20 protein-coding genes are annotated in these 23,512 nt (G+C 67.5%); 5 read left to right on the top strand and 15 right to left on the bottom strand.

Annotation, left to right across the window (positions count from 1 at the left end; genetic code table 11):
* Positions 1–86: 86 nt before the first annotated feature.
* From EJE94_RS06640 to crcB, 5 genes are all read right to left on the bottom strand, one after another.
* A complete protein-coding gene (locus EJE94_RS06640; protein ID WP_121242691.1) occupies positions 87–599 on the bottom strand; it encodes a hypothetical protein in 513 nt (170 codons plus the stop codon).
* A 69-nt stretch (positions 600–668) separates the two neighbouring features.
* Positions 669–1,442 carry a competence/damage-inducible protein A gene (locus EJE94_RS06635; RefSeq protein ID WP_121242692.1) on the bottom strand — a complete coding sequence of 258 codons (774 nt, stop codon included), beginning with the start codon at positions 1,440–1,442 and terminating at the stop codon, positions 669–671.
* The gene (locus tag EJE94_RS06630; RefSeq protein ID WP_121242694.1) at positions 1,424–2,149 is read right to left on the bottom strand and encodes an EI24 domain-containing protein; all 726 of its coding nucleotides are present in this window, start codon (positions 2,147–2,149) and stop codon (positions 1,424–1,426) included. The genes EJE94_RS06635 and EJE94_RS06630 overlap by 19 nt, the downstream gene beginning before the upstream one ends.
* Positions 2,142–5,879 (bottom strand): ATP-dependent RNA helicase HrpA, encoded by a 3,738-nt coding sequence (gene hrpA / locus EJE94_RS06625; RefSeq protein ID WP_121242696.1) that lies wholly within the window; start codon positions 5,877–5,879, stop codon positions 2,142–2,144. The genes EJE94_RS06630 and hrpA overlap by 8 nt, the downstream gene beginning before the upstream one ends.
* A complete protein-coding gene (gene crcB / locus EJE94_RS06620) occupies positions 5,876–6,259 on the bottom strand; it encodes a fluoride efflux transporter CrcB (protein ID WP_121242831.1) in 384 nt (127 codons plus the stop codon). The genes hrpA and crcB overlap by 4 nt, the downstream gene beginning before the upstream one ends.
* 100 nt (positions 6,260–6,359) lie before the next feature.
* Here crcB and EJE94_RS06615 point away from each other — a divergent pair, with 100 nt between their 5' ends.
* Positions 6,360–6,956: an RT0821/Lpp0805 family surface protein gene (locus tag EJE94_RS06615; protein ID WP_121242698.1), complete on the top strand. Its 597-nt coding sequence runs from the start codon at positions 6,360–6,362 to the stop codon at positions 6,954–6,956.
* 89 nt (positions 6,957–7,045) lie between these two features.
* The gene (locus EJE94_RS06610) at positions 7,046–8,803 is read left to right on the top strand and encodes a glutamine--tRNA ligase/YqeY domain fusion protein (RefSeq protein ID WP_121242700.1); all 1,758 of its coding nucleotides are present in this window, start codon (positions 7,046–7,048) and stop codon (positions 8,801–8,803) included.
* A gap of 220 nt (positions 8,804–9,023) precedes the next feature.
* On the opposite strand, the gene EJE94_RS06605 is transcribed toward EJE94_RS06610, so the two are convergent.
* Together EJE94_RS06605 and EJE94_RS06600 are read right to left on the bottom strand one after the other, a co-directional pair.
* The gene (locus EJE94_RS06605) at positions 9,024–9,743 is read right to left on the bottom strand and encodes a hypothetical protein (protein ID WP_121242702.1); all 720 of its coding nucleotides are present in this window, start codon (positions 9,741–9,743) and stop codon (positions 9,024–9,026) included.
* Complete coding sequence (locus EJE94_RS06600) at positions 9,740–10,294, bottom strand: RNA polymerase sigma factor (RefSeq protein WP_121242704.1); 555 nt, start codon at positions 10,292–10,294, stop codon at positions 9,740–9,742. Before EJE94_RS06600 ends, EJE94_RS06605 begins: the two co-directional genes overlap by 4 nt.
* Before the next feature lie 105 nt (positions 10,295–10,399).
* Between EJE94_RS06600 and EJE94_RS06595 the strand changes: the two genes are divergently transcribed.
* Complete coding sequence (locus tag EJE94_RS06595) at positions 10,400–10,819, top strand: DsrE family protein (protein ID WP_121242706.1); 420 nt, start codon at positions 10,400–10,402, stop codon at positions 10,817–10,819.
* Between the two features lie 49 nt (positions 10,820–10,868).
* On the opposite strand, the gene EJE94_RS06590 is transcribed toward EJE94_RS06595, so the two are convergent.
* A complete protein-coding gene (locus tag EJE94_RS06590; RefSeq protein WP_275540517.1) occupies positions 10,869–12,071 on the bottom strand; it encodes a pyridoxal phosphate-dependent aminotransferase in 1,203 nt (400 codons plus the stop codon).
* A 41-nt stretch (positions 12,072–12,112) separates the two neighbouring features.
* On the opposite strand from EJE94_RS06590, the gene EJE94_RS06585 reads away from it, so the two are divergent.
* Positions 12,113–13,069: an MBL fold metallo-hydrolase gene (locus EJE94_RS06585; RefSeq protein ID WP_121242708.1), complete on the top strand. Its 957-nt coding sequence runs from the start codon at positions 12,113–12,115 to the stop codon at positions 13,067–13,069.
* Between the two features lie 48 nt (positions 13,070–13,117).
* Here the strand turns inward: EJE94_RS06585 and EJE94_RS06580 are convergent, their stop codons facing one another.
* From EJE94_RS06580 to EJE94_RS06565, 4 genes are all read right to left on the bottom strand, one after another.
* Positions 13,118–13,462, bottom strand: a complete 345-nt coding sequence (locus EJE94_RS06580) for an FKBP-type peptidyl-prolyl cis-trans isomerase (protein WP_121242710.1) — start codon at positions 13,460–13,462, stop codon at positions 13,118–13,120.
* A 122-nt stretch (positions 13,463–13,584) separates the two neighbouring features.
* Entirely contained in the window at positions 13,585–14,436 is an 852-nt protein-coding gene (locus tag EJE94_RS06575; RefSeq protein ID WP_121242712.1) for an NAD(P)-dependent oxidoreductase, read from the bottom strand.
* Between the two features lie 4 nt (positions 14,437–14,440).
* Positions 14,441–15,316, bottom strand: coding sequence for an NAD(P)-dependent oxidoreductase (locus EJE94_RS06570; protein WP_121242714.1), 876 nt, complete (start codon positions 15,314–15,316; stop codon positions 14,441–14,443).
* A gap of 23 nt (positions 15,317–15,339) precedes the next feature.
* Positions 15,340–15,936, bottom strand: coding sequence for a DUF4202 domain-containing protein (locus EJE94_RS06565; protein ID WP_121242716.1), 597 nt, complete (start codon positions 15,934–15,936; stop codon positions 15,340–15,342).
* A 190-nt stretch (positions 15,937–16,126) separates the two neighbouring features.
* On the opposite strand from EJE94_RS06565, the gene EJE94_RS06560 reads away from it, so the two are divergent.
* Complete coding sequence (locus EJE94_RS06560; RefSeq protein WP_121242718.1) at positions 16,127–18,778, top strand: ATP-binding protein; 2,652 nt, start codon at positions 16,127–16,129, stop codon at positions 18,776–18,778.
* Here the strand turns inward: EJE94_RS06560 and EJE94_RS06555 are convergent.
* From EJE94_RS06555 to EJE94_RS06545, 3 genes are read right to left on the bottom strand one after another with little or no spacing between them, the layout of a single operon-like run.
* Positions 18,775–19,977 (bottom strand): PP2C family protein-serine/threonine phosphatase, encoded by a 1,203-nt coding sequence (locus EJE94_RS06555; protein WP_121242720.1) that lies wholly within the window; start codon positions 19,975–19,977, stop codon positions 18,775–18,777. The two genes, EJE94_RS06560 and EJE94_RS06555, sit on opposite strands and share 4 nt — an antisense overlap.
* Positions 19,978–20,025: 48 nt before the next feature.
* Positions 20,026–20,265: a YgaP family membrane protein gene (locus EJE94_RS06550; RefSeq protein WP_121242722.1), complete on the bottom strand. Its 240-nt coding sequence runs from the start codon at positions 20,263–20,265 to the stop codon at positions 20,026–20,028.
* The gene (locus tag EJE94_RS06545; protein WP_121242724.1) at positions 20,262–23,507 is read right to left on the bottom strand and encodes an efflux RND transporter permease subunit; all 3,246 of its coding nucleotides are present in this window, start codon (positions 23,505–23,507) and stop codon (positions 20,262–20,264) included. Before EJE94_RS06545 ends, EJE94_RS06550 begins: the two co-directional genes overlap by 4 nt.
* Between the last annotated feature and the right edge of the window lie 5 nt (positions 23,508–23,512).

Below are 23,512 nucleotides of genomic sequence, written 5' to 3'. Positions count from 1 at the left end.
GGTGCCGGACTGTCAGCCGACTGGTTCAACTACTGCCGGGGAAACAAACGCAAGGCGGAGCTGCTGTTTCGCGCTCCAGCGCCGGCCTAGAGGCCTTCCCAGAGCCAGAGTCCTTCCGCGTTCTTTGATGTATCGTGCAGGCGCTGAATTGCGCCTCGGCGGGCGAGCGTGCGCAGCGTCTCAACGACACGACGACGGGTGGCTTCCCGCTCGGCGGGAATAGCGAACGGCATCCCAAAGGCGCGAACCATTGCCATGACGACCTGCCGCGTCGTGACGGGCCTCGCAGCTTCCTTCAGGGTTTTGATCATCTCCGCCCTGAATTCTCCGTAGCGGAAGGGGCCGAGGCGCGGGCACGCCCGAATCGGGCGGATCAGGGCCGCATCAAAGGCTGCGCGCTTCACGATCTCTGCGTCCAGCGTCTTCAGCTTCTCTTCGATGCCCCGACGGTGCTCCCTGATGGCGCGTAGTGCACTCACGGCAGCCTTGATCTTCTCCCGTGCGGCGGCTTCCTGCTGCTCGACAACCTTCAGGTCACCGGCACGGTAAGCCCGTTCGCGGACAAGCCTAGAGAGAGGACTGCCAAGATGATTCGCCATACCCCATTTCACATGACATCCAGCCTCCTGTCATGTGCATCAGAGACATAATGGCGTTTGGCGCTTCCCTTATTTGTCGCCGAGTTCGCAACCGCGCCGCTCGAGCTCGGCACGCATCGCCGCGAATGCCGCCGCCGCCAGTTCCGGCGTGCCGCGCACGCCGAGCTCGATATGCCGCCGCACCGTCTCGCTGCCGAACGACGGCAGGCTGAACACCGCCACGCCGGCAAACTCGCTTTCGATGCGACGCATCAGGTCGAGCAGCTGGCCCTCCAGCCCATCCCAGACGATGAGGGCGAACTCCGCCTCGGTCTTCTGGCGGAAGAACTCGGGGTAGTGCGTGTCGAGCACCCACTCGAGCATCGGCCACGCCATTTGCGGGAATCCCGGAAGGAAGTGGTGGTGGCCAAAGGAAAACCCGGGGATGCGGTTGAACGGATTCGGGACGATGCGGCTGCCGAGCGGGAAAGTGCCGAGTTCGAGCCGCGCCGGCGTCACCTCCTGGCTCATCTCGGCCATGCGCGCACGGATCTCCCGTTCCGCCTCGGGATGCAGTTCGAGCGCGACGCCGGCCGCGGCTGCGGCCGCCTGCCGGGTGTGGTCGTCGGGCGTGACGCCGATGCCGCCGAAGCTGAACACGACGTCGCCGCCTGACATCGTCCGCCGCAGCGTATCCGCCAGTCGTGCCCGGTCGTCACCCAGATATTCCACCCAGTCGAGATGCAGGCCGCGCGCCGCCATGATCTCGATGGCGCGGACGAAGTGCTTGTCCTGCCGCTTGCCGCGCATGATCTCGTCGCCGATGATGATCGCGCCCCAACCGGTCACGACGCTTCGATCCATACGCCCTCCGCGCGCCGCAGGCCGCGCAGGCGACCGAGGCAAAGATGAACGAAAACGAGCCCGGTCCATGCCGGCACCAGCAGATTCGCCAAAGGAACGTGCAGCGCCGCCGCGGAGACGAGGCCCGCCAGCATCAAGTCGCCGCGATGGCCGGCGACGATGCGCCTGCGCTCGGCCGGCAGCGCATGCTCCACCAGGGCATCGAAACGGAACGTACGCTGATTGAGCCACGCGGTCCAGCCCAGCGGCAGCACCAGCAGCATGCCCGGGATCAGCAGCAGCGGCAGCATGACGAGCCAGCCGACGACATAGACCAGTCCCGCCGCCAGCGTGTTGCCGAGGCTGGCCCAGAACGCGCCCTCGCCGTGGCGCGCGAGATCCGGATAGTCGCGCGCGGCGACGATCGCCATCATCCGCGGCAGCGCGTAGCCGGCGAGCAGCAGCAGCGTCGTGCCGTAAATCAGCGGCGCGAAGACCAGGAACAGCGCGATGTGCGCAAGCCACGCGCCCATCCACGCCAGCCACGCCCAGTCCGGCAGATTGGCGAGGATCCACGCGCTGGCCGGCTGCCAGACCCAGACGGCGACGCCGCTCCACAGCGCGAAGGCGAGAAGCGGCGGCCACAGCGCCTGCCGCAGGATGTCGCCGCGGCCGAGGTCGCGCGTGGCCAGGCCGCAGGCGGCCAGCACGCTCACGACGTCAGCCATGGTGGCGGCCCTCCCACATCTTCTGCAGGCGCTTGACCGACACCGGCGACGGCGTGCGCAACTCCTGCGCGAACAATGCCACGCGCAGCTCCTCGAGCAGCCAGCGAAACTCTTCGTGGAAGGGGTCGGCGACGCCCGATTTGAGCTGCTGCCCGCGCTCGCGCTCGAAGGGCCTCGCCAGCGAGGCCCAGTCGGCCAGCAGCCGCGCGTCGCGCGCGGCATCGGCCCGGGCCTTGTCCAGGCGCAGCGCGGCCGCCTTCAGGTAACGCGGGTAGTGCTGCAACCGCTCGAACGGCGTGGCGGTGATGAAGCCCTTCTTCAGCAGTTCGGCCAGTTGGGCGGCGATGTCGGCACAGATCGCCGGGAACGCCTTCTGCATCGACGCGAGCTTCTTCTGCAGCGTCGCCTGCTCGCCGAGTATCGTGCCGACCAGGCGCACGATTTCCTGCGCCACCAGCAAGATCCGTCCCCTTGCCGCCTCGCGCCGGGCGGCGAACGCCGCCGCGTCTGTCGGCCACGGCTCCATCAGGCAGGTGCGCTCGAGCGTCGCCACGACCAGCGCCTCCTTCAGTTCCTTCTCGGTGCCGAAAGGCATGAAGGCGAGCGCCATGTCGCGCAGGGTCGGCAGCTTCTCGATCGCCTTCACCTGTTCCTTCAGGCTCAGCGCGAACAGGCGTGCCAGCCCCCTGAGATGAGCGGCCATGGCCTTCTCTTCGCTGTCCATGGCGCGCAGGGCCACCGAATCGCCCTCGTCGACCAGCGCGGGAAAGCCGATCGCCGTCCCGCCACCGCCGACTTTTATCTCCAGCAACTCCGGCAGTGATCCGAAGCTCCAGTCCTTCAGCCCTGACAGTTCCCCCGGTGCGGCACCTGTTGTTTTGACCTCCGCCTGGGTGAAGGCCTTGGCTACGCGATCGCCGAAATGGGCGCGCAGCTCGGCGAGGTTGCGCGAAATCGCCAGCGTCCCGCCATGCTCGTCGAGCAGGCGGAAGTTCAGCAGCAGATGCGGCCGCAGCTCGCCGGGACGCAAGGCGTCGAGCGGCAGCTTCAGCGCGATCTTCTCCTCGACGGCACGGGTCAGCGCCTTGACCAGGGTTTCATCCTTGTCGTGCGCGCTCTCGCAGAACTCCTCGGCGAAGCCGTCGAGCGGCTGCACGCGATGGCGGTATTTCTGCGGTAGCGTCTTGAGGAGCGCGACGACTTTCTCCTTGAGCAGCCCGGGAACCAGCCATTCGAGACGCGTCGGCGGCACCTGGTTCAACGCCGCCAGAGGCAGCGACAGCGTCACGCCGTCGTCGGCCGCGCCGGGATCGTGGCGGTACGCCAGCTTGAATGCCTGGCCACGATGTTCGAGCGCGGGCGGAAAGGCGTCGGTGGTGATGCCGGCCGCCTCGTGGCGCATCAGCTGCTCGCGCTCGAGGAACAACAGCTTCGGCTCGTTCTGCTCGGTCTCGCGCCGCCACTGTTCGAAGGCGGCGAGCGTAATGATGCCCGCGGGAATTTTCGCATCGTAGAAAGCGAACACCAGTTCGTCGTCCACCAGCACGTCGGGCCGCCGCGACTTGTGCTCGAGGTGCTCGATCTCGCGCTTGAGCTTCTGGTTGTGCTGGAGGAAGCGCCACTTCTTCAGCCAGTCCTCGTTGACGTCGCCTTCGACCAACGCGGCGCGGATCAGGATCTCGCGCGCGAGCTTCGGGTCGGTCGGCCCGTAATGCACGCGGCGCTTGGCTTGCAGCAGCAGGCCGTGCAGCGTCAAGCGCTCCCAAGCCACCACCTGCCCCGGCCCCTTTTCCCAGTGCGGCTCGTAGACGTGGCGGCGGATCAGGTGGGCTCCGACGCTCTCCAGCCATTCGGGCTCGACCTTGGCGATGCAGCGCGCGAACAGGCGCGAGGTCTCGACCAGCTCGGCCGCGACGATCCAGCGCCCGGCCTTCTTCACCAGGCTCGAGCCCGGATGAATGAAGAACTTGATGCCGCGGGCGCCGAGGTAATGCGGCTCGGCTTCGTGCTTCAGCCCGATGTGGCCGAGCAGGCCGGCAAGCAAGGCACGGTGGATCGCCTCGTAGCTCGCCGGCTGCTGGTTTTCCTTCCACGAGTGCTCGTGGCAGAGCGTCATCAGCTGACCATGGACGTCGCGCCACTCGCGCAGCCGCAGCCACGACACGAAATTCTGCCGGCACCACTGGCGCTGCTTGTTCGAGCTCTCGTGCTTCCACACCTCGTCGGCCGCATGCCAGAGCTTGAGGTAGGAAAGGAACTCGGAACGCTCGTCCTTCCACTTGGCGTGGGCCTGGTCGGCGGCGGCGGCCGCATCCGCAGGGCGGTCGCGCGGGTCCTGCGCCGAAAGCGCCGAGGCGATGATCACCATTTCGGCCAGGCAGCCCTCCTGCCGCGCCGCGAGGATCATGCGGCCGATCTTCGGGTCGAGCGGCAGCTTGGCCAGCTCGCGGCCGGCCGGCGTCAGGGCCTTCGTGGCCTCGTCGATCGCACCGAGTTCGGCCAGCAACTGGTAGCCGTCGGTGATCATCCGCGGCAGCGGCGCCTCGAGGAAGGGGAAGTCCTCGACGTCGCCGAGGTGCAGCGACTTCATGCGCAGGATCACGCCGGCCAGCGACGAGCGCAGGATCTCCGGCTCGGTGTAGGGCGCACGCTTGCCGAAATCGTCTTCGGCATAGAGGCGGAAGCAGACGCCGGCCGACACGCGGCCACAGCGGCCGGCGCGCTGCTTCGCCGCCGCCTGCGCCACCGGCTCGACCTGCAGCTGCTCCACCTTGTTGCGATGCGAGTAGCGCTTGACCCGCGCCACCCCGGAGTCCACGACGTAGCGGATGCCCGGCACGGTCAGCGAGGTCTCGGCGACGTTGGTCGCCAGCACCACGCGGCGGCCCTGGTGCGGCGAGAAGACGCGGCTTTGTTCCTGCGCCGACTGGCGCGCGAACAGCGGCAGGATCTCCAGCCCCGGCGGGTGGTGCTTGCGCAGCGCCTCGGCCGCCTCGCGGATCTCGCGCTCGCCCGGCAGGAACACCAGCACGTCGCCCGGCCCCTCGCGGTGCGCCTCGCTGACCGCGTCGACGATGGCCTCGTTCAGATCGCGGTCGTCGTCCTCGCCGAAGGGCCGGTAGCGGGTCTCGATCGGATAGAGCCGGCCCGAGACCTCGATCACCGGCACGCCGCCAAAGTGCTTGGAGAAACGCTCGGCGTCGAGCGTGGCCGAGGTGACGATCACCTTCAGATCGGGGCGCTTCGGAAGCAACTGCCGCAGGTAGCCGAGCAGGAAGTCGATGTTGAGGCTGCGCTCGTGGGCCTCGTCGATGAGGATGGTGTCGTACTGGCGCAGCAGCGGATCAGTCTGGGTCTCGGCCAGCAGGATGCCGTCGGTCATCAGCTTGATGTAGCTCTCGGGCGTGGTACGGTCGGTGAAGCGGATCTTGTAGCCGACATATTTGCCGAGCTCGGACTTGAGTTCCTGCGCGATGCGACTGGCCGTTGCGCGCGCGGCAATGCGGCGCGGCTGGGTGTGGCCGATCAGGCCGTTGCTGCCGCGACCGAGTTCGAGGCAGATCTTGGGCAGCTGCGTGGTCTTGCCCGAACCGGTTTCGCCGCAGACGACGATGACCTGGTGCGCCCGGATCGCCTCGGCGATCTCGGCGCGGCGAACATTGACCGGCAGCGCCTCGTCATAGGCGATGGCCGGCCGTGCGGCCAGCCGCGCTGCGGGATCGAACCTCATTTGTTCAGCTGCAGGATGGTGAAGATGCCGAGCCCCGTCATCAGCAGCGAGCCGAACAGGTGCAGCGTCGCGGCGCCGGCGGCCCAGCCGAACTGCGCCGTGCGGATCAGCGCCACCACTTCGGCGGAGAAGGTGGAGAAGGTGGTGAGACCACCGAGGAAGCCGGTGATCAGGAACAGCTTCAGTTCGGCCGGCAGCTCGACGTTGATGTGGAATACCGTCACGGCGACGCCGACGAGGTAGCCACCGATCAGGTTGGCGGCCAGCGTCCCCAGCGGCATGGTCGGAAACAGCGGATTGAGCCAGACGCCCAGGCCCCAGCGCAGCCACGCCCCCAACATCGCCCCCAATCCCACCGCCATCAGGCCAGCGCCCGTCATCATCCGTCCCGGTTCTTTTTTACGAAGCGTGCATTGTACTGTCCCCATCCAGCGTGGCTCGCGCGTTAGCATCCATGACGTCACTCAAAGGAGACCGTTCATGGCACGTTGCGCCGCATCCTGCGTTTCTTCCGCCGTCGTCGCCCTGCTCGCCGGCCTCGTGGCGGCCACCGCGCTGGCCGATCCGCCGTCGCAGGCCCCGGCCCATGGCTGGCGCAAGAAGCACGACCCCTATTACCAGGGCTATAGCGGCAAGAAATGGGAGCGCGACTACGGAATCCTCGAGGGCCGCTGCGACGCCAAGTCGCTGGGCGAGACCCTGGGCAAGTCGGTCGGCGGCAGCGCCGGAGCCAAGGTCGGCAGCGGCGAGGTACGGGATGTCGCCATCCTCGCCGGGGAGGTCCTCGGCGAGGCGATCGGCAGGCAGGTGTTCAAGGGCTACGACATCAAGGACGTCGCGGGCACCGACCGCGCCTGCCTGGCGCAGGCCCTCGAACTCGCCAAGGACGGCCAGCGCGTCGCCTGGACCAACCCCGTCAGCAACGCGCGCTACCAGTTGAGGCCGCAGCGCGCCTATCAGCGCGACGGCCGGCAGTGCCGCGAGTTCAGCCTCGACATCGACAGCGGCGGGCGCCGCCAAGCGACCACCCGCACCGCCTGCTCCACCGCCGCGGGCGCCTGGGAAATGCGCCGCTGACATCTCCTGCCGACGACGGCGACTCGACGCCGCCGTCGGTGCCATACGGCGCTGTAAAATGGCGGCCTCCCCTCACGCAGCCCGCCGCCATGGCCGAAACCGAAAAGCCCGCAGCCTCCAACTTCATCCGCAGCATCGTCGAAGCCGACCTCGCCGCCGGCAAGTATGCCGGGCGCAAATGGTCGGGCAAGCCCGGCCCCGCCGACCAGCAAAAAGTCGGCGCTGGCGATACGGCGGCAATCAGGACGCGTTTCCCGCCCGAGCCAAACGGCTACCTCCATTTCGGTCACGCCAAGTCGATCTGCCTCAACTTCGGCCTCGCCCTCGATTACAACGGTGCCTGCCACCTGCGCTTCGACGACACCAACCCGGAGAAGGAAGAGCAGGAATACGTCGATGCCATCGTCGACGCCGTGCATTGGCTCGGCTTCGAATGGGGCGACAACCGCTACTTCGCCTCGGATTACTTCCAGTGGATGTACGACTTCGCCGAGAAGCTGATCGAGGCCGGCCACGCCTACGTCGATTCGCAGAGCGCCGAGGAGATGCGCGCCAGCCGTGGCACCCTGACCGAGCCCGGCAAGAACTCGCCCTACCGCGTCCGCACGCCGGCGGAGAACCTCGCCCTCTTCCGCTCCATGCGTGCCGGCGAGTTCGCCGACGGCGCCCACGTGCTGCGGGCGAAGATCGACATGGCCTCGGGCAACATCAACCTGCGCGATCCCGCGATCTACCGCATCCGCCACGCCACGCACCACAACACCGGCGATACCTGGTGCATCTACCCGATGTACACCTACGCCCATCCGATCGAGGACGCGCTGGAGAACATCACCCACTCGATCTGCACCCTCGAGTTCGCCGACCAGCGGCCGTTCTACGACTGGCTGCTGCAGCGCCTGGCCGAGCTGGGCTGCGTGAACACCCCGCTGCCGCAGCAGATCGAGTTCGCCCGCCTCAACCTCACCTACGTCGTGCTGTCCAAGCGCAAGCTGATCCAGCTGGTCGAGGAGAAGCACGTCGCCGGCTGGGACGACCCGCGCCTGCCAACGCTGGTCGGCGCGCGCCGCCGCGGCTTCACCCCCGAGGGCTTCCGCCGCTTCGCCGAGATGATCGGCGTGGCCAAGTCCGATTCGCTGATCGACATGAGCGTGCTCGAGGGCTGCATGCGCGACCACCTCGGCGAAACCGCACCGCGCCGCGTGGCGGTGCTCGACCCGCTCCGGCTCGTCATCGACAACTACCCGGCCGGGCAGGAAGAATGGTGCGAAGCGCCCAACCACCCGCAGAAACCCGAGTGGGGAAAACGCCCCATGCCGTTCTCGGGCGAGCTGTGGATCGAGCGCGAGGACTTCATGGAGACGCCGGCCAAGGGCTACTTCCGCCTCTTCCCCGGCAACAGCGTGCGCCTGCGCTACGGCTACGTCGTCAAGTGCATCGGTGCCGACCGCGATGCATCCGGCAATGTCGTCGCCGTGCATTGCGAGTACATGCCCGACTCGAAGAGCGGCACGCCGGGTGCCGACAACTACAAGGTCAAGGGCAACATCCACTGGGTTTCGGCGAAACATGCCTATGCCGCCGAGGTGCGTCTCTACGACCGCCTTTTCGCCGTGGCCACGCCGGGCTCGGGCGAGCGCGACTTCCTCGACGACATCAATCCGCAATCGATGACGGTCATAACTGCCCAGCTCGAACCGGCCCTGAAGGATGCCAAAGCCGAGGAGCGCTTCCAGTTCGAGCGCCACGGCTACTTCGTCGCCGACCGCGTCGACTCGAAACCCGGCGCGCCGGTGTTCAACCGCACGGTGACGCTGAAGGATTCCTGGGCAGCAGGAAAAGCCTGACACGGCTCCGCGACGCCTCGTAAAGGACGAGCGGCTTTGCACTTCCTTCGGTCGCAGCGAGCTGGAAAGTCACCTCACCCGAGAGGGTCGAGGCGGGGTTTCGCAAGGCACTGCCTTGCGCCGCCGAAACGGGCGAGCAGTGCAATGCGAGCCTTGGAGGAGGCCGGGAGGGGGCGGGCCCTAATTCGCCCGGGCCAACGGCCCCGGGCTTACCTTCGCGTCAGACGCGCAGATAAGCCCAGCCCTGGTCCATGCGGCGGACGATTTCGTCGAGGGCCGAATCGGCCGTCGCCACGCCCGGCAACAGGCGGATATCGTCGCCCTGCCCCTGCAGCCGGTTGAGGCCCTGGCCGCAGGCGACCAGAGACAACTCCGGAAATTCGGCCTGCAGTTGCGCCAGACTGTCGGCGAAAGGCGTGGTCTTGACGCGCAGCAGGTTGAGACCGCTGCCGTTGGCGAGAATCTCGAGTTCCATGCGCTGGCCGCGATCATGCGCCGCCTTGAGCATGCCGCGCACCTCGTCGAGCGTATTCTCGAAGCGGGCGCGGTCGGGGTCGCCGACGTGCAGCACCAACCGCCGGGCATCGCCGTGGGCTTTGACCTGGGCCATGCGCTGCCAGACACCGCGCTCCTCACCATGCCCCTGCAGCGCGTGGCCCTGCCAGCCGACGGCGGCGCCGACGACGAGCAACAGGCCTGCCGCCAGCGCCTGCGGCCAGCGTCCGCCGCCGAAGCGGCTGCGTTTCGGTGTGGCGGCGAACCGGGCCGGCTCATAGGCATTGCGCACCTGATCGCGCAGCCCGCGCAGTTCGCAGGCCTCGCGCTTCAGCCGATCGTCGGCGTCGATCGCGGCGAGCACACGCGAGGACGATGCGGCATCGAGTTCGCCGTCGATGAAGGCATTGAGTTCCTCGAAGGAAATGCTCTGGTCGTCGCTCATTTGACGCTCCTCAGCACGGGCGCCGCGGCGCGTTCGCGCGCCGCCTGCAGGCGGACCTTCAGTGCCTGGCGCGCCCGGCACAGGCGGCTCATCACCGTGCCGACGGGAATCTCGAGGACTTCCGCGACCTCGGCATAGGAAAACTCCTCGAGATCGACCAAGGTCAGCACCTGGCGCTGCCCGACCGGCAGGGCGGCGATCTCGTCGCGCACCCGCCTGACCAGCTGGTTGCATTCGGCGCTGCGCTCGGGCGAACGATCTTCCTCGGCATAGAGGCTTTCCTCGAGATCGGCGATGTCGTCGGTCGGCTTGAGCCGACGCAAGTGGTCGCGCCAGCAATTGGCGAGGATCGCCGCCAGCCAGGCCGGCAGGCGCCCGGGATCGCGCAGCTGGCTCGCGCGCTCGAGCGCCTTGATCAGGGTTTCCTGAACCAGGTCCTCGGCGAGGCTGCCGTCATGGCACCAGGAGTAGGCGATACGGTAGAGGCGGCGGCGCTGCTGCTCGAACTGGCCACGCTCGGGACGCTTGGAGAAGAGGTTCAGGATTTCCATGTGGGTTAAGACGCGACGGGGTGGCGAATTATTCCCTAAATTTCAGGAATAAAGCATTCAGCTTTGCCGTCATAAGGACACCCCCATCCCAATGGAGCAATCCCGATGAAGACCGCCACCGCTTCCCGCATGCTCGTCGCAGCCGTCCTGAGTGCCGTCGCCCTGGCCGGCGTTGCTGCGCCGCAAAACCGCGTGGTGCTGCAAGTCAGCGACGCCGATTCCGCCAGCTGGAACCAGACGATCAACGTGGCCCGGAACATTCAGACTGCCTACGGCAAGGACAATGTCGCCGTCGAGATGGTGATTTTCGGCAATGGCATCGGCCTGGCGACCTTCGACTCTCCGCTGGCCGAGCGCCTCAACGAGTCGATAGCCGCCGGCGTCGAGGTCGCGGTGTGCGAAAACACCATGAAGGCGCGCAAGCTCAAGCGCGAGGACATGAACACCAAGGCCGCCTTCGTGCCTGCCGGGGTCGTCGAACTGATCAAGAAGCAGCAGGAGGGCTGGACCTACATCCGGCCCTGATCGGGCAAGAAAGGCGCCGGGGCGACGGCGCTGCGACCGCGTTTCCCCTTCACGTCCGGCCCACCGTCCGCAGCCGTGCGCCGGCGGCGGCGAGGGTCTCTTCGTGCTTGGCGAAGCAGAAGCGCACGATGCGATGGTCCTCGCCGGACGGGGAAAACACCGAGATCGGGATCGCGGCCACCCCATGTTCGACGGTCAGCCAGCGGGCGAACTCGGTGTCCGGCATGTCGCTGATGCCGTCATAACGCGCCAGCTGGAAATAGGTGCCGCGGCAGGATAGCGCGACGAAGCGCGAGCCCTCGAGCTCGCGGCGGAAGAAATCGCGCTTGGCCTGGTAGAAGCCGGCGAGGTCCGTGGCGAACCGCGGTTGCTCGCGCATGAAGTCGGCCAGCGCCAGCTGCATCGGATGATTGACGGCGAACACCACGTACTGGTGCGCCTTGCGGAACTCGGCCATCAGCTCGCGCGGCGCCAGGCAGTAGGCGATCTTCCAGCCGGTGATGTGGTAGGTCTTGCCGAAGCTCGAGACGGCGATGCTGCGTTGGCGCAAGCCCGGGTGGCGCATCACGCTCTCGTGGCGCCGGCCGTCGTACACCATGTGCTCGTACACCTCGTCGGCGACGACGATGATGCCCGTCTCCCGAGTCAGCCGTTCCAGCGCGGCCAGGTCGGCCGCCTCCCACACCGCGCCGCTTGGATTGTGCGGGGTGTTGATGACGATCATGCGCGTCTTCGGCGTGATCAGCGCCGCGACTTCGTCCCAGTCGGGGCGGTAGTCCGGATGGCGCAGCGTCGCGAACACGGGGTGGCCGCCGTTGAGCTCGATCGCCGGCACGTAGGAATCGTAGACCGGGGCGAACACGATCACCTCGTCGCCGGGACGGACGAAGGCTGCAATGGCGGTGTAGATCGCCTGGGTGGCGCCCGCCGTGACGGTGATCCCGCCCTCGACGTCGTATGCGGCACCATAGAGCGTCGCGACCTTTTGCGCGATGGCCTCGCGCAGGCTGGCCGCGCCGGCCATCGGCGCGTACTGGTTGGCCCCGGCCGCCATGTGGTGCACGACCAGTTCAGGCAGACGGGTCGGCGGCGCGAAATCGGGGAAGCCCTGCGACAGGTTGATCGCGCCGTGCTCCGCGGCGAGACGCGACATCACGGTGAAGATCGTCGTCCCCACGGCGGGCAGCTTCGAAGGCGGCACGGGCAGCGGCATGGCGCGGCCATTGTGCATCATGCCGCCGGCGGGTGCCACGCCTATAATCGGGCCATCGCCACGTCCCTACGGAGCCCGCCTTGCTCGTCCGCTTCTGGGGAACCCGCGGCTCGGTGCCGGTATCGGTCACGCACGCCGACATCCGCGCCAAGCTGATCGCCGCGCTCGCCGGAGCTGCGGGGCGCGACCTGTCGGAACGAGGACTGATCGAGGCCTACGTCGACGGCGAACTCGGCTTCGACGTCGCCGGCACCTTCGGCGGCCACAGCAGCTGCGTGCAGATCGAAGGCGCCGACGAGGCGGTGATCTGCGACATGGGCAGCGGCGCCCGGCCCCTGGCGGGGCATCTGCTCGCCCGGGCCGGGGGCAAGCCGCGCACCTATCACGTCTTCATGTCCCACCTGCACTGGGACCACATCATGGGCTTCCCCTTCTTCACGCCCGTGTACATCCCCGGCAACCGCATCGTCATCCACGGCTGCCACGCGGAACTCGAACTGGCCTTCCGCCGCCAGCAGGCCGCACCCTGCTTCCCGGTCGGCTTCGACCAGCTCGCCGCCACCATCGAGTTCGACGTGATGACGCCGGGACGCCGCTACGACATCGCCGGGCTCGCGGTCACCGCCAAGAAGCAGCGCCACGCCGGCGACTCCTACGGCTGGCGCTTCGAGCGCGATGGCCGCAGCTTCGTCTACACGACGGACTCCGAGCATGCGCTCGGCGACGCAGGCGAGCGCGATGCCTTCGTCGACTTCTTCCGCGGCGCCGACCTCGTGGCCTTCGATGCCATGTACTCGCTGGCCGATGCCATCTCGGTCAAGGCCGACTGGGGCCACTCGAGCAACATCGTCGGCGTCGAGCTCTGCCAACTCGCCGGCACCCGCCGCCTCTGCCTGTTCCACCACGAACCGGCCCACGACGACGCGCAGATCGCGCGGACCCTGGCCGAGACGCGCCGCTTCGAGGAAATCACCCGCGAGGACCGTCAACCGCTCGACGTCAGCGCTGCCTACGACGGACTCGAGATCGCGCTGTGAGACGTGGGCGCACGGTCGCCGTTCGCCCGGCCGCCGTCAGCTGGGGAATCAGTCGATTTGGAGCAGCTCCACCTCGAAAACGAGGGTCGCGTTCGGCGGGATGACGCCGCCGGCGCCGCGCGCGCCGTAACCCAGTTGCGGCGGGATGGTCAGTTTGCGCGTGCCGCCGACCTTCATCCCCTGCACCCCTTCGTCCCAACCGGCGATGACATGGCGCGCGCCGAGCGGGAAGTCGAAGGGATCGCCGCGATCCTTGCTCGAGTCGAACTTGGTGCCGTCGGTGAGCCAGCCGGTGTAATGCACGGTGACGTGCTGGCCGGCGGCGGCAGCGGCGCCGCTGCCTTCGGAGAGATCCTCGATGACGAGGCCGGTGGACGTGGTGATGGCAGGCATGGGGGGTTCCTTTCAGAGGGTGAAGTCGGGCTCGGGGCCGCGGCCGTCGAGCGCGAAGGGGTTGAAAAGTTGTTCGGTCTGGTCCGGCGGCTGGGGCGCCGCGCCGCCTTTCGGATCGTTCGTCACGATTCGAGCACCTCCAGCAGGCGGGCCGTGTCGCTACCGCCCCAGCCGCGCCCCATCAAGGCGTTGAGCAGCTGGCCGACCTGCGCCGCCACCGCCAGCGGCGCGCCGAGCCGGGCCGCCTCGTCGAGCAGAAGCGCGAAATCCTTGTGGTGCAGGCGCGCTTCGACACCGGCGGCGAAATCGCGCCGCACCATGCGACCGCCGAAGACATCGAGCACGCGCGAGCCGGCCGAGCCGCCGAGCATGGCCTCGCGCACCTTGCCGAAGTCGACGCCCGAGGCCTGCGCCAGCCGCGCCGCCTCGGCGCAGGCGGCGATGGCCGACACCATCACCATCTGGTTGCAAGCCTTGGCCACCTGCCCGGCACCCGCGGCGCCGACATGGACGACGGTCTGGCCGAGGACGCGGAAGAGCGGCTCAAGCCGCGGCGCCAGCAGGGGGGCGCCGCCCCACATTATGGCGAGCGTCGCGTTCCGCGCGCCGACGCCGCCGCCCGAGACCGGCGCATCGACGAAATGCACGCCGCGTTCGGCATGGCGCGCGGCGATGTCCCGCGCCGCGGACGGCGCGATGGTGGAGAAGTCGACGTGGATGGCATCGCGCGCAAGGCTGTCGCGCATCGCGGCCGCGAGGGTCGCGACATCGGTGCTGGCGGTGACGTTGGTGCACACGATCTCGCTCGCCCGCGCCACGGCCGCGGGCGACTCGCAGCGCACGGCGCCCTGCGCCAGCAGAAAGTCGGCGACGCCGGGACGGCGGCTCCAGACGTGGAGCGTGTGCCCGGCCCGCTGCAGGTGCTCCGCCATGGGCCGCCCCATGGTGCCGAAACCGATGAAGCCGATGTTCATACGATCATTCCGGGGAGCTGATCTTTTCGAGCAGCTTGAGCGCGGCGACCGAATCCTCCTCGCCCATGCCCGCGCCGACGATGGCGTTGAAGAGCTGCGCCGTGGCCGCCGCCGCGGGCAGCATGAGGCCGAGGCGGTGCGCTTCCTCCATCACGATGCGCAGGTCCTTCTGGTGCATCCAGGCCTTGAAGCCGGGCTTGAAGTTGCGGTCGAGCATGCGGCTCCCGTGGTTCTCGAGAATGCGCGAATAGGCGAAGCCGCCGAGCAGCGCCTCGCGCACGCGGGCCGGATCGACGCCGCTCTTCGCGGCGAAGTTGAAGGCCTCGGCCACGGCGGCCACCCCCACCCCCGTGAGGATCTGGTTGCAGGCCTTGGCCACCTGGCCCGCGCCGCTGCCGCCGATCAGCGTCACCGACTTGCCGAGCTTCTCGAACAGCGGCCTGATCCGCTCGAACACCTCGGGCTTGCCTCCGACCATGATGGTGAGCGCCGCGTTGATCGCGCCGATCTCGCCGCCCGAGACCGGCGCGTCGAGGAAGTCGATGCCGCGCTCGGCCAGCCGAACCCCGATCGCACGCGCAGCGTTGGGATTGATGGTCGACATGTCGACGACGATGCAACCGGGCCGCGCACCCGCGACGATGCCATCCGCGCCGAGGCAGACGGCCTCGACGTCGGCAGCATCCGCCACCATGGTGAATACGACGTCGGCGTGCTGCGCCACCGCGGCGGCGCTGGCATGGGTGCATGCGCCGACATCCTTGAAGGGCGCGAGCGATGCGGCGCGGCGCGCCCACAGGTGCAGCGCATGGCCGGCGGCTGCCAGGTGCAGCGCCATGGGGCGGCCCATGAGGCCGAGACCGATGAAACCGACGTTCATGGCGGACTCCCCCGGCGCTGCCGTCAGGCGCCCGTCACCGCCTTGGTGATCAGCGGCACCAGCGGCTCGGGCAGCTTGAGCTTGCCCGACAGGGCGAACGCATGGGCGTCGTCCGACATCTTCTTCCAGGTCTTGCGGATGATGTCGAGCCACTTCTCCTCGGAGTAATCCCCGTGCTGGCCGGCAAAGCCGAGCATGTAGTACTCGATGAACACGAGGTCGGTGACGTCCTCGAGCAGCTGCGTTTCCGGATTGACCTTGATGCCGCGCTTGCCGACGGCGGCCTTGACGCGCTCGATCATCGCCTCGTCGTAGCCGGCCTGCTGCATCAGCTCGCCGGCGGTCTCCGCATGGAACTTGTAGAGGCCGGTGCGCCACGCGTAGTAGCCTTCCTTGGTCATCGGGTAGCTGCTGCGCGGCACCTTCCAGCGCTGGATGTGCTGGGCGCGCACCGCGAGCCGCACCGCCTCGGGGGCGGCGGGAGCGAAGCGGCCGAGCATCTCGGTCATGCGCTGGGCGTAGAGCAGTTCCTTGGGCTGGCCCTGATCCTGGTTCGGATCTTCGGCGTTGGCGGCGTCGAACAGGGCGATGGCGCGCTGAAAGCGATCGGTATCGGTCATGACGGGACTCCTGAAAAGGCGGCGGCACCGCCCCCGCAAGGGACGGCGCAGACGAAGACACAGAGGCTAAACGAAGTCTTGCGATTATAGCGAGAGGCCGGCCATGCAGCCGCCGCCACGCGGCCGTGCCGCTATACTGGCGCATCCTTCACGGCACCGAAGGGCCATGAAGGACAAAGGATAAGCTGGCGTGATTTCCAAGGTTTGGATCGTGGTGTTGTGCATCGCCATCGAGGCGGCCGTGGTGTTTTTCCTGCACCTCACGCGCGAGGACAAGGAAAGCCAGCACTTCGAGCATTACCGCACGGTGGCGGAAACCGCCTACCGCTCGGCCATCCAGATGTACGGCCTGGCGATGGACATCGCCTTCCACGAGGTCATCGATCGGCCGGAGGTGCGGGAGCTGCTGGCCCGCGGTGGCGGCGGCGACGGCGGTGAGCAGAGCCAGGCGCGCAGCCAGCTCTACCGTCACCTCTATCCGGCCTACCAGAAGCTGCGCGAGCGCAACCTGCGCCAGCTTCATTTCCACCTGCCCGACGGCCGCAGCTTCCTGCGCTTCCACCAGCCCGACCGCTTCGGCGACCCGCTGTTCGAAGCGCGGCCCTCGGTGCGCATCGCCAACACCGAGAAGCGCTTCGTACAGGGCTTCGAATCCGGCAAGGTGGTTTCCGGCTTCCGCTACGTCTATCCGATGGCCATCGACGGTCGCCATATCGGCAGCGTCGAGACCAGCGTCACCTTCAAGGCCATCCGCGATGCGATGACGCGCCTCGACACCTCGCGCGAGTATGCCTTCATCCTGCGCAAGGCCGACGTCGCACCCAAGCTCTTCGCCGGCCAGGAACGGCTCTATGCGCCGTCCAGCATCGATGCGGACTTCCTCGTCGAGGATCCGGGGCTCAAGCTGCCCGACAGCGCGCCGCCGGCGAGCACGGCGGCCGAGGCGCTGAACCGCCAACTGCACGACATGGCCGCCGTGCGCAAGGGTCTGGCCCGCGCCGCGGCCTTCACCGTGCGAGTCGATCTGCCGGGCGAAGGCCCCTGGGCGGTGTCCTTCGTGCCGATCAGCGATGTCAGCGACCGCAACGCCGGCTACGTCGTCGCCTACGCCCGCGCGCCCTTCGCCACCCTGCTGCACGACGATTTCGTCGTCAGCGTGGCGATATCGACGCTGTTTCTCGCTGCCGTCCTGATCCTGCTGCTCCGTGCCCAGGCGGGAACCCTTGCGCTGGAGCGGGAACACCGCCGTCTCGAGGCCATCACCGACACCATGGCCGACGGCCTCTACGTCATGGATACGCGCGGTGTGATCACCCTGATCAATCCGGCAGCCTGCGAGTTGCTCGGCCTCGACCGCCAAGCCTCGCTCGGCCACATGGCCCACGACCTGTTCCATTCACATGCCGTCAATGGCCGTCTTCCGCTCGCACGCTGCCCGATCTACCAGAACGTCCAGGCCGGCCACAGCTACCAGGGCGAGGAATGGTTCAACCACAGCACGGGGCGCCCCATTCCGGTCGAGGTGGCCTCGACACCGCTGCTCGAGAACGGCGCCATGATCGGATCGGTCACCGCCTTTCGCGACATCACCGCGCGCAAGGAAGTCGAGAAGGTGCTGCGCGACGCCAAGCAGGGTGCCGAGGAGGCCAGCCGCATCAAGGGCGAGTTCCTCGCCAACATGAGCCACGAGATCCGCACGCCGATGAACGGGATCATCGGCCTGACCGATGTCGTCCTCGACACGCCGCTGACCGACGACCAGCGCGACTACCTGCAACTGGTCAGGCGCTCGGCCGACAACCTGCTGACCATCATCAACGACATCCTCGACTTTTCCAAGATCGAGGCCGGCCGCCTGGAGATCGAGGACGTCCCCTTCGACCTGCATGTGATCGTCTACGACACCGTGCGCAGCCTCGGCTTCCCCGCCAGCGCGAAGGGCCTGGCCTTGCACTGCGCCTTCGCGCCGAACCTGCCCCGGCTATGGCGCGGCGACCCGGTGCGCATCCACCAGATCCTGTTCAACCTGGTCGGCAACGCCCTCAAGTTCACGACGCACGGCGAGGTCGTCGTCAGCGCCGCCGAAGATGCGGACAGCCGGCTCCACCTCACCGTCAGCGACACCGGCATCGGCATCGCCCCCGAGCACGTCGGCCGCATCTTCGAGCCCTTCCTGCAGGCCGACGGCTCGGTGACGCGGCGCTTCGGCGGCACCGGCCTCGGCCTCTCCATCACACGCCGCCTGGTCGAGCTGATGGGTGGCTGCATCTGGGTCGACAGCACGCCCGGCGTCGGCAGCCGCTTCCACGTCACGCTGGACCTGCCGCAGCACCAGGAGATAGTCGGCTCCGGCGACGCCCCGCAAGAAGTCCGACCGAAGGAAGGGCAAAGCCCCTTGGGTGAAACGGCGGCGCAGGGCGCGGCCACACCTGTCGCGCCCGGGACGGCACCCGTCCGCCCGTTCGACCTCCTGCTGGCCGAGGACAACCCCGTCAACCAGCGCCTGGCACAAGCCGTGCTCGAAAAGATGGGCCATCGCGTCGCGCTCGCCAGGAACGGCCGCGAGGCCTGCGCGGCCTGGCGCGACGGCCGTTTCGATCTCATCCTGATGGATGTGCAGATGCCCGAGATGGACGGCATCGAGGCGGCGCAACTGATCCGCGCCGAGGAAGCCGCCGCCGGCCGCCGCCGCACGCCGATCCTGGCGGTCACCGCCAACGCCATGGCAGGCGACCGCGAAATCCTGATTGCCGCAGGAATGGACGACTACATTTCGAAACCCTACAAGGTGGAGACGCTGCGCGAGGCGGTGAGCCGGCTCGCGACCCCGGCGGAGGTTTAAGCCGCCGGGCGGGTGGTGTTGTCTGCAGCGGCAGGACCCGTGACCAGCAGCAGGGTGACGTCGTCGTGCGGCTCGGCTTCGCCCAGGTGCAGCAGCAGTGATGTCTGCACGGCGGCGAGGCGCCGCCCGGGAGGGGCGGCCGCCAGTGTGGCCTGCAGCCGGGCCATGCCGAAGGGCTCGCCCGCGGCATTGGTGGCTTCGATCAGCCCGTCCGAGAGCAGGACGAACTCGCTGCCGGGCGCCATATCGATGCACTCGACCTGCGACATCTCGTCGTCGAAGGCGACGATGCCGAGCGGTACCCGCTGCGAGTCGAGCACACGTGCCACCGTGCCGTCGGCCGCGAGCAGCAGTACCGGCGGCAGGCCGCCGACCCAGACCTCGGCCCGGCCACTGCGCTCGTCGATGACGAGCAGGGCCGCGGCGACGAAGCGCGAGGGCGGCAGGGTCTGGCAGAGCTGGTCGTTGATGCGAGCCACGATTTCCGGCAGCGTCATGCCCCGGCCGACCATCTCGTAGAACAGGGTGAGCAGCGGCAGCGTGCTGATCGACGCGGCCAGTCCGTGGCCGGTGGCGTCGGCCAGCATCACGAAGAGCTCGCCCGTTGCCGCGCGCGCGGCCGCGATGACGTCACCGGAAACCCCGGCCGCCGGTGCGATCCAGGACGCCAGCGCAGGGTCGGAAAGGCCCGGCCGCTTCAGCTGCCGCGAGAGGATGTCGGCGGCCAGCGCGTTCTCCGCTTCCTGGTGATCGCGATAGGCCTGCAGCCGGAGGCGGGCATCGGCCAGGCGCCGGTTACCCTCGATGGCACGTCCCAGCGAGCGCATCTTGGCCTGCAGCACGACGAAATTGATCGGCTTGGAGAGGTAGTCGTCGCCGCCGGCATTGAGGCCGGCGACGAGGTTTTCGTCCTTGTCCAGCGCGGAGAGGAAAACCACCGGCACCCAGCGGTCGCCGCAGACCGCCTTGATCCACCGCGTGGCCTCGTAGCCGTCCATGACCGGCATCATCACGTCCATCAGCACGAGGTCGAAGCTGTCACGCTGGAATTTCTTGACGGCCTGGGCGCCATCCTCGGCCAGCACGACGTCGTGCCCGAGCTTCTTGAGGAAGGCAGCGACGATCTGGCGGTTGGTGGCAGTGTCGTCCACCACCAGCACCTTGAGGGGAATTTTCGACGCCACGACCTGGTTGCTCATGGCGTCGGATTATAACTTTGGTACGACAGGACCCCTCGCCCGCCGGTATCAGCCGCAGCGGCCGGTTGTGCAGTTCGGGTCCTGCGTCGGCACGCCGAGCTTTTCGAGGATGGTATCCATCGGGCAGAACCTGGTGAAGCCGCTCTGGAACAGGTTGGCGCCGACGAACAGGGTGAACCACAGCCACGACAGCTTGCCGAGATCCACCTGGCCCATGACGTGGGCGAGGATCAGCGACAGCATGATGAAAAAGCCGGCGACGATGCGGACGATGCGATTGACGGTCATGCGTGCTCTCCTTGAGAAAGATTGGACTGGATGCGGTTCTTCATGGCCGCGTAATACAACACCGGGATCACCACCAGCGTCAGCACGGTGGAGACGAGAATGCCGAAGATCAGGCTGATGGCCAGCCCCGAGAAGATCGGGTCGTCGAGGATGAACAGGGCGCCGAGCATGGCGGCCAGCCCGGTCAGCGCGATCGGCTTGGCGCGGATCGCCGCCGACTCGATGACCGCCTCGGCGAAGTCCATGCCGCCGGCGACCTGATCGTTGATGAAGTCGACGAGCAGGATGGAGTTGCGCACAATGATGCCGGCCAGTGCGATCATGCCGATCATCGAGGTCGCCGTGAATTGCGCGCCGAGCAGGGCGTGACCGGGCATCACGCCGATGATGGTGAGCGGGATCGGTGCCATGATGATCAGCGGCACCAGATAGGACTTGAACTGCGCCACCACCAGCAGGTAGATCAGCACCAGGCCCACCGCGTAGGCGATGCCCATGTCGCGGAAGGTCTCGTAGGTGACCTGCCACTCGCCGTCCCACTTTATGGTGTAGCCGGCATAGGGATCCCTCGGCTGGGTGATGAAGTGTTCGCCGAGGGTGCCGCCCTGGAGCAGGGGCAGGTCCTTCAGCTTCGAGCGGATTTCGAACATGCCGTAGAGCGGGGAGTCGAGCTTGCCGCCCATGTCGCCGAAGACATAGACCACCGGCAGCAGGTCCTTGTGGTAGACGACCTTTTCGCGCAGATCCTTCTTCACCTCGACCAGTTCGGAGATCGGCACCATCTTGCCGCCATAGGCGGCCATCGCGCGCACCTTGAGCTTGAGCAACTGGTCGAGCGAGTCCTGCCGCTCGGCCGGCAGGGTGATGCGTACGGGGATCTCGTACTTGGCGTCGGCGCCATGCACCGGCGTCACGTCCTCGCCGGTCAGCCCCATGCGCACGGTCTCGACGATGTCCTTCTGCGCCACGCCGAGCTGGGCGGCCTTGGCCTGGTTCACGCGCAGCACCATCTTGTCGGCGGCCTCGTCGACCGAGTCGTCCACGTCGTAGATGTCGGCGCTGCTTTCGAAGGCCTGGCGCACCTTCTTCGCCACCTCGACCTGGCCCGCATACTCGGGGCCGTATACCTCGGCGACGATCGGCGACATCACCGGCGGTCCCGGCGGCACTTCCACGATCTTGGCGTTGCCGCCCGCCTTCGCGGCGATCTCGACGACGGTCTTGCGCACGCCGACGGCAACCTCGTGGCTCTGGCGGTGGCGATGCTTCTTGTCGACCAGATTGACCTGGATGTCGCCCATCTCCGGATTGCTGCGCAGGTAGTACTGGCGCACCAGGCCGTTGAAGTTGATCGGGCTGGCGGCGCCGGCGTAGGCCTGGTAATCCTTCACCTCCTCGACCGTCGCGAGGTAGGCGGAGATCTCGCGCAGCACCCGCGCGGTGTCCTCCAGCGGCGTGCCCACCGGCATGTCGAGCACGACCTGGAATTCGCTCTTGTTGTCGAAGGGCAGCATCTTCAGCACCACCAGCTTGAATACGCCGAGCGAGACCGAGGCGAAGATGGCCAGCACGATGCCTATCCACAGCTTGCGCCGCGCCGCGCGGCCGGTGCGCTCGTCGAGGAAGCGCGGCAAGACACGGTGGAACAGCGTCATCAGCTTCGCCGTGGTCCCGTCCTCGGCGCCATGACCATGTTCCGCCGGCTTCATCAGCTTCAGCGCCAGCCAGGGCGTGATGACGAAGGCGATGGCCAGCGAGATGAACATGCCCATCGAGGCGTTGATCGGGATCGGGCTCATGTAGGGGCCCATGAGGCCCGAGACGAAGGCCATCGGCAGCAGCGCGGCGATGACGGTGAAGGTGGCGAGGATGGTGGGTCCGCCGACCTCGTCGACCGCGCCGGGGATGATTTCGTAGAGCTTCCTCTCCGGATAGAGGGTGTGCCAGCGGTGGATGTTCTCGACCACGACGATGGCGTCGTCGACCAGGATGCCGATGGAGAAGATGAGCGCGAACAGCGAAACGCGGTTGAGGGTGAAGCCCCAGGCCCAGGAGGCGAAGAGGGTGGCGGCCAGCGTCAGCGTCACGGCCACGCCGACGATGACCGCTTCCCGCCTGCCCAGCGCGAACAGCACCAGCAGCACGACGAAGGCCGTCGCGAAGACCAGCTTGCCGATCAGCTTCTGCGCCTTGTCGGTAGCCGTCTCGCCGTAGTTGCGCGTCACCGAGAAATCGACGCCCTCTGGAATCACCGTGCCCTTGAGCGCATTGGCGCGGGCGATGACCTGACTGGCGACGTCGGCGGCATTGACGCCGGGCTTCTTCGAGATCGACAGTGTAACGGCCGGCGATTCGTAGCCGGCGCGATGCTCGCCCTGGGTGCCGGCGTCCTTGCCCAGGCCATGCCAGACGTAGCGCTTGGCGATGTCGGGACCGTCCTCGATCTTCGCGACGTCGGCCATGAACACCGGCTTGCCGTCATACACGCCGACCACCAGGCGCTTGACGTCGGCGGCCGACTCGATGAAGGTGCCTGTCTGCACCATGATCTCGCGGTTGCCGGTGACGAGGCTGCCCGCGGGCTGCGAGGCGTTGGACACCTGCAAGGCATTCTTGAGATCCTGCGCCGTGACGCCGTGGGCGCTCATGCGGTCGGAATTCATGGTGACGCGGATCACGTGGCCGGGCCCGCCGATGGTGGCGACGTCGCGGGTGCCGGGAATGCGCTTCAAGTCGATCTCGGCGGCACGCGCCACCTGCTGCAGGTCGAAGCCGGATTTGCTGGGATCGTCGCTCCAGAAAGTCAGGGTGACGATGGGCACGTCGTCGATGCCCTTGGGCTTGACGATGGCCGGCAGCACGCCGAGATTGGGCGAGAGCCAGTCGCTGTTGGCGTTGATGGTGTCGTAGAGGCGCACCAGCGCCTGGATCGGGTCCTCCCCGACCAGGTACTGCACGGTGATCACGGCCATGCCGGGACGGGACATCGAATAGACGTGTTCGATGCCGGCGATGCGGGACAAGACCTGTTCCGCCGGTCGGGCGACGAGCTGCTCGACGTCGCGTGCCGACGCTCCCGGGAAGGGGATGAAGACGTTGGCCATGGTGACGTTGATCTGCGGCTCTTCCTCGCGCGGCGTGACCAGCGTGGCGAAGATGCCGAGCAGCATGGCGATCAACGCCAAGAGCGGCGTCATCGAGTTGCGCAGGAACAGCGCGGCAATGCGTCCGGAGATGCCCATGACTC

This window comes from Sulfurisoma sediminicola, from assembly GCF_003865015.1.
Lineage (GTDB): Bacteria > Pseudomonadota > Gammaproteobacteria > Burkholderiales > Rhodocyclaceae > Sulfurisoma > Sulfurisoma sediminicola.
Note: the sequence above shows the minus strand (reverse complement) of the source record. Positions and strands in the feature narration are given on the sequence as shown.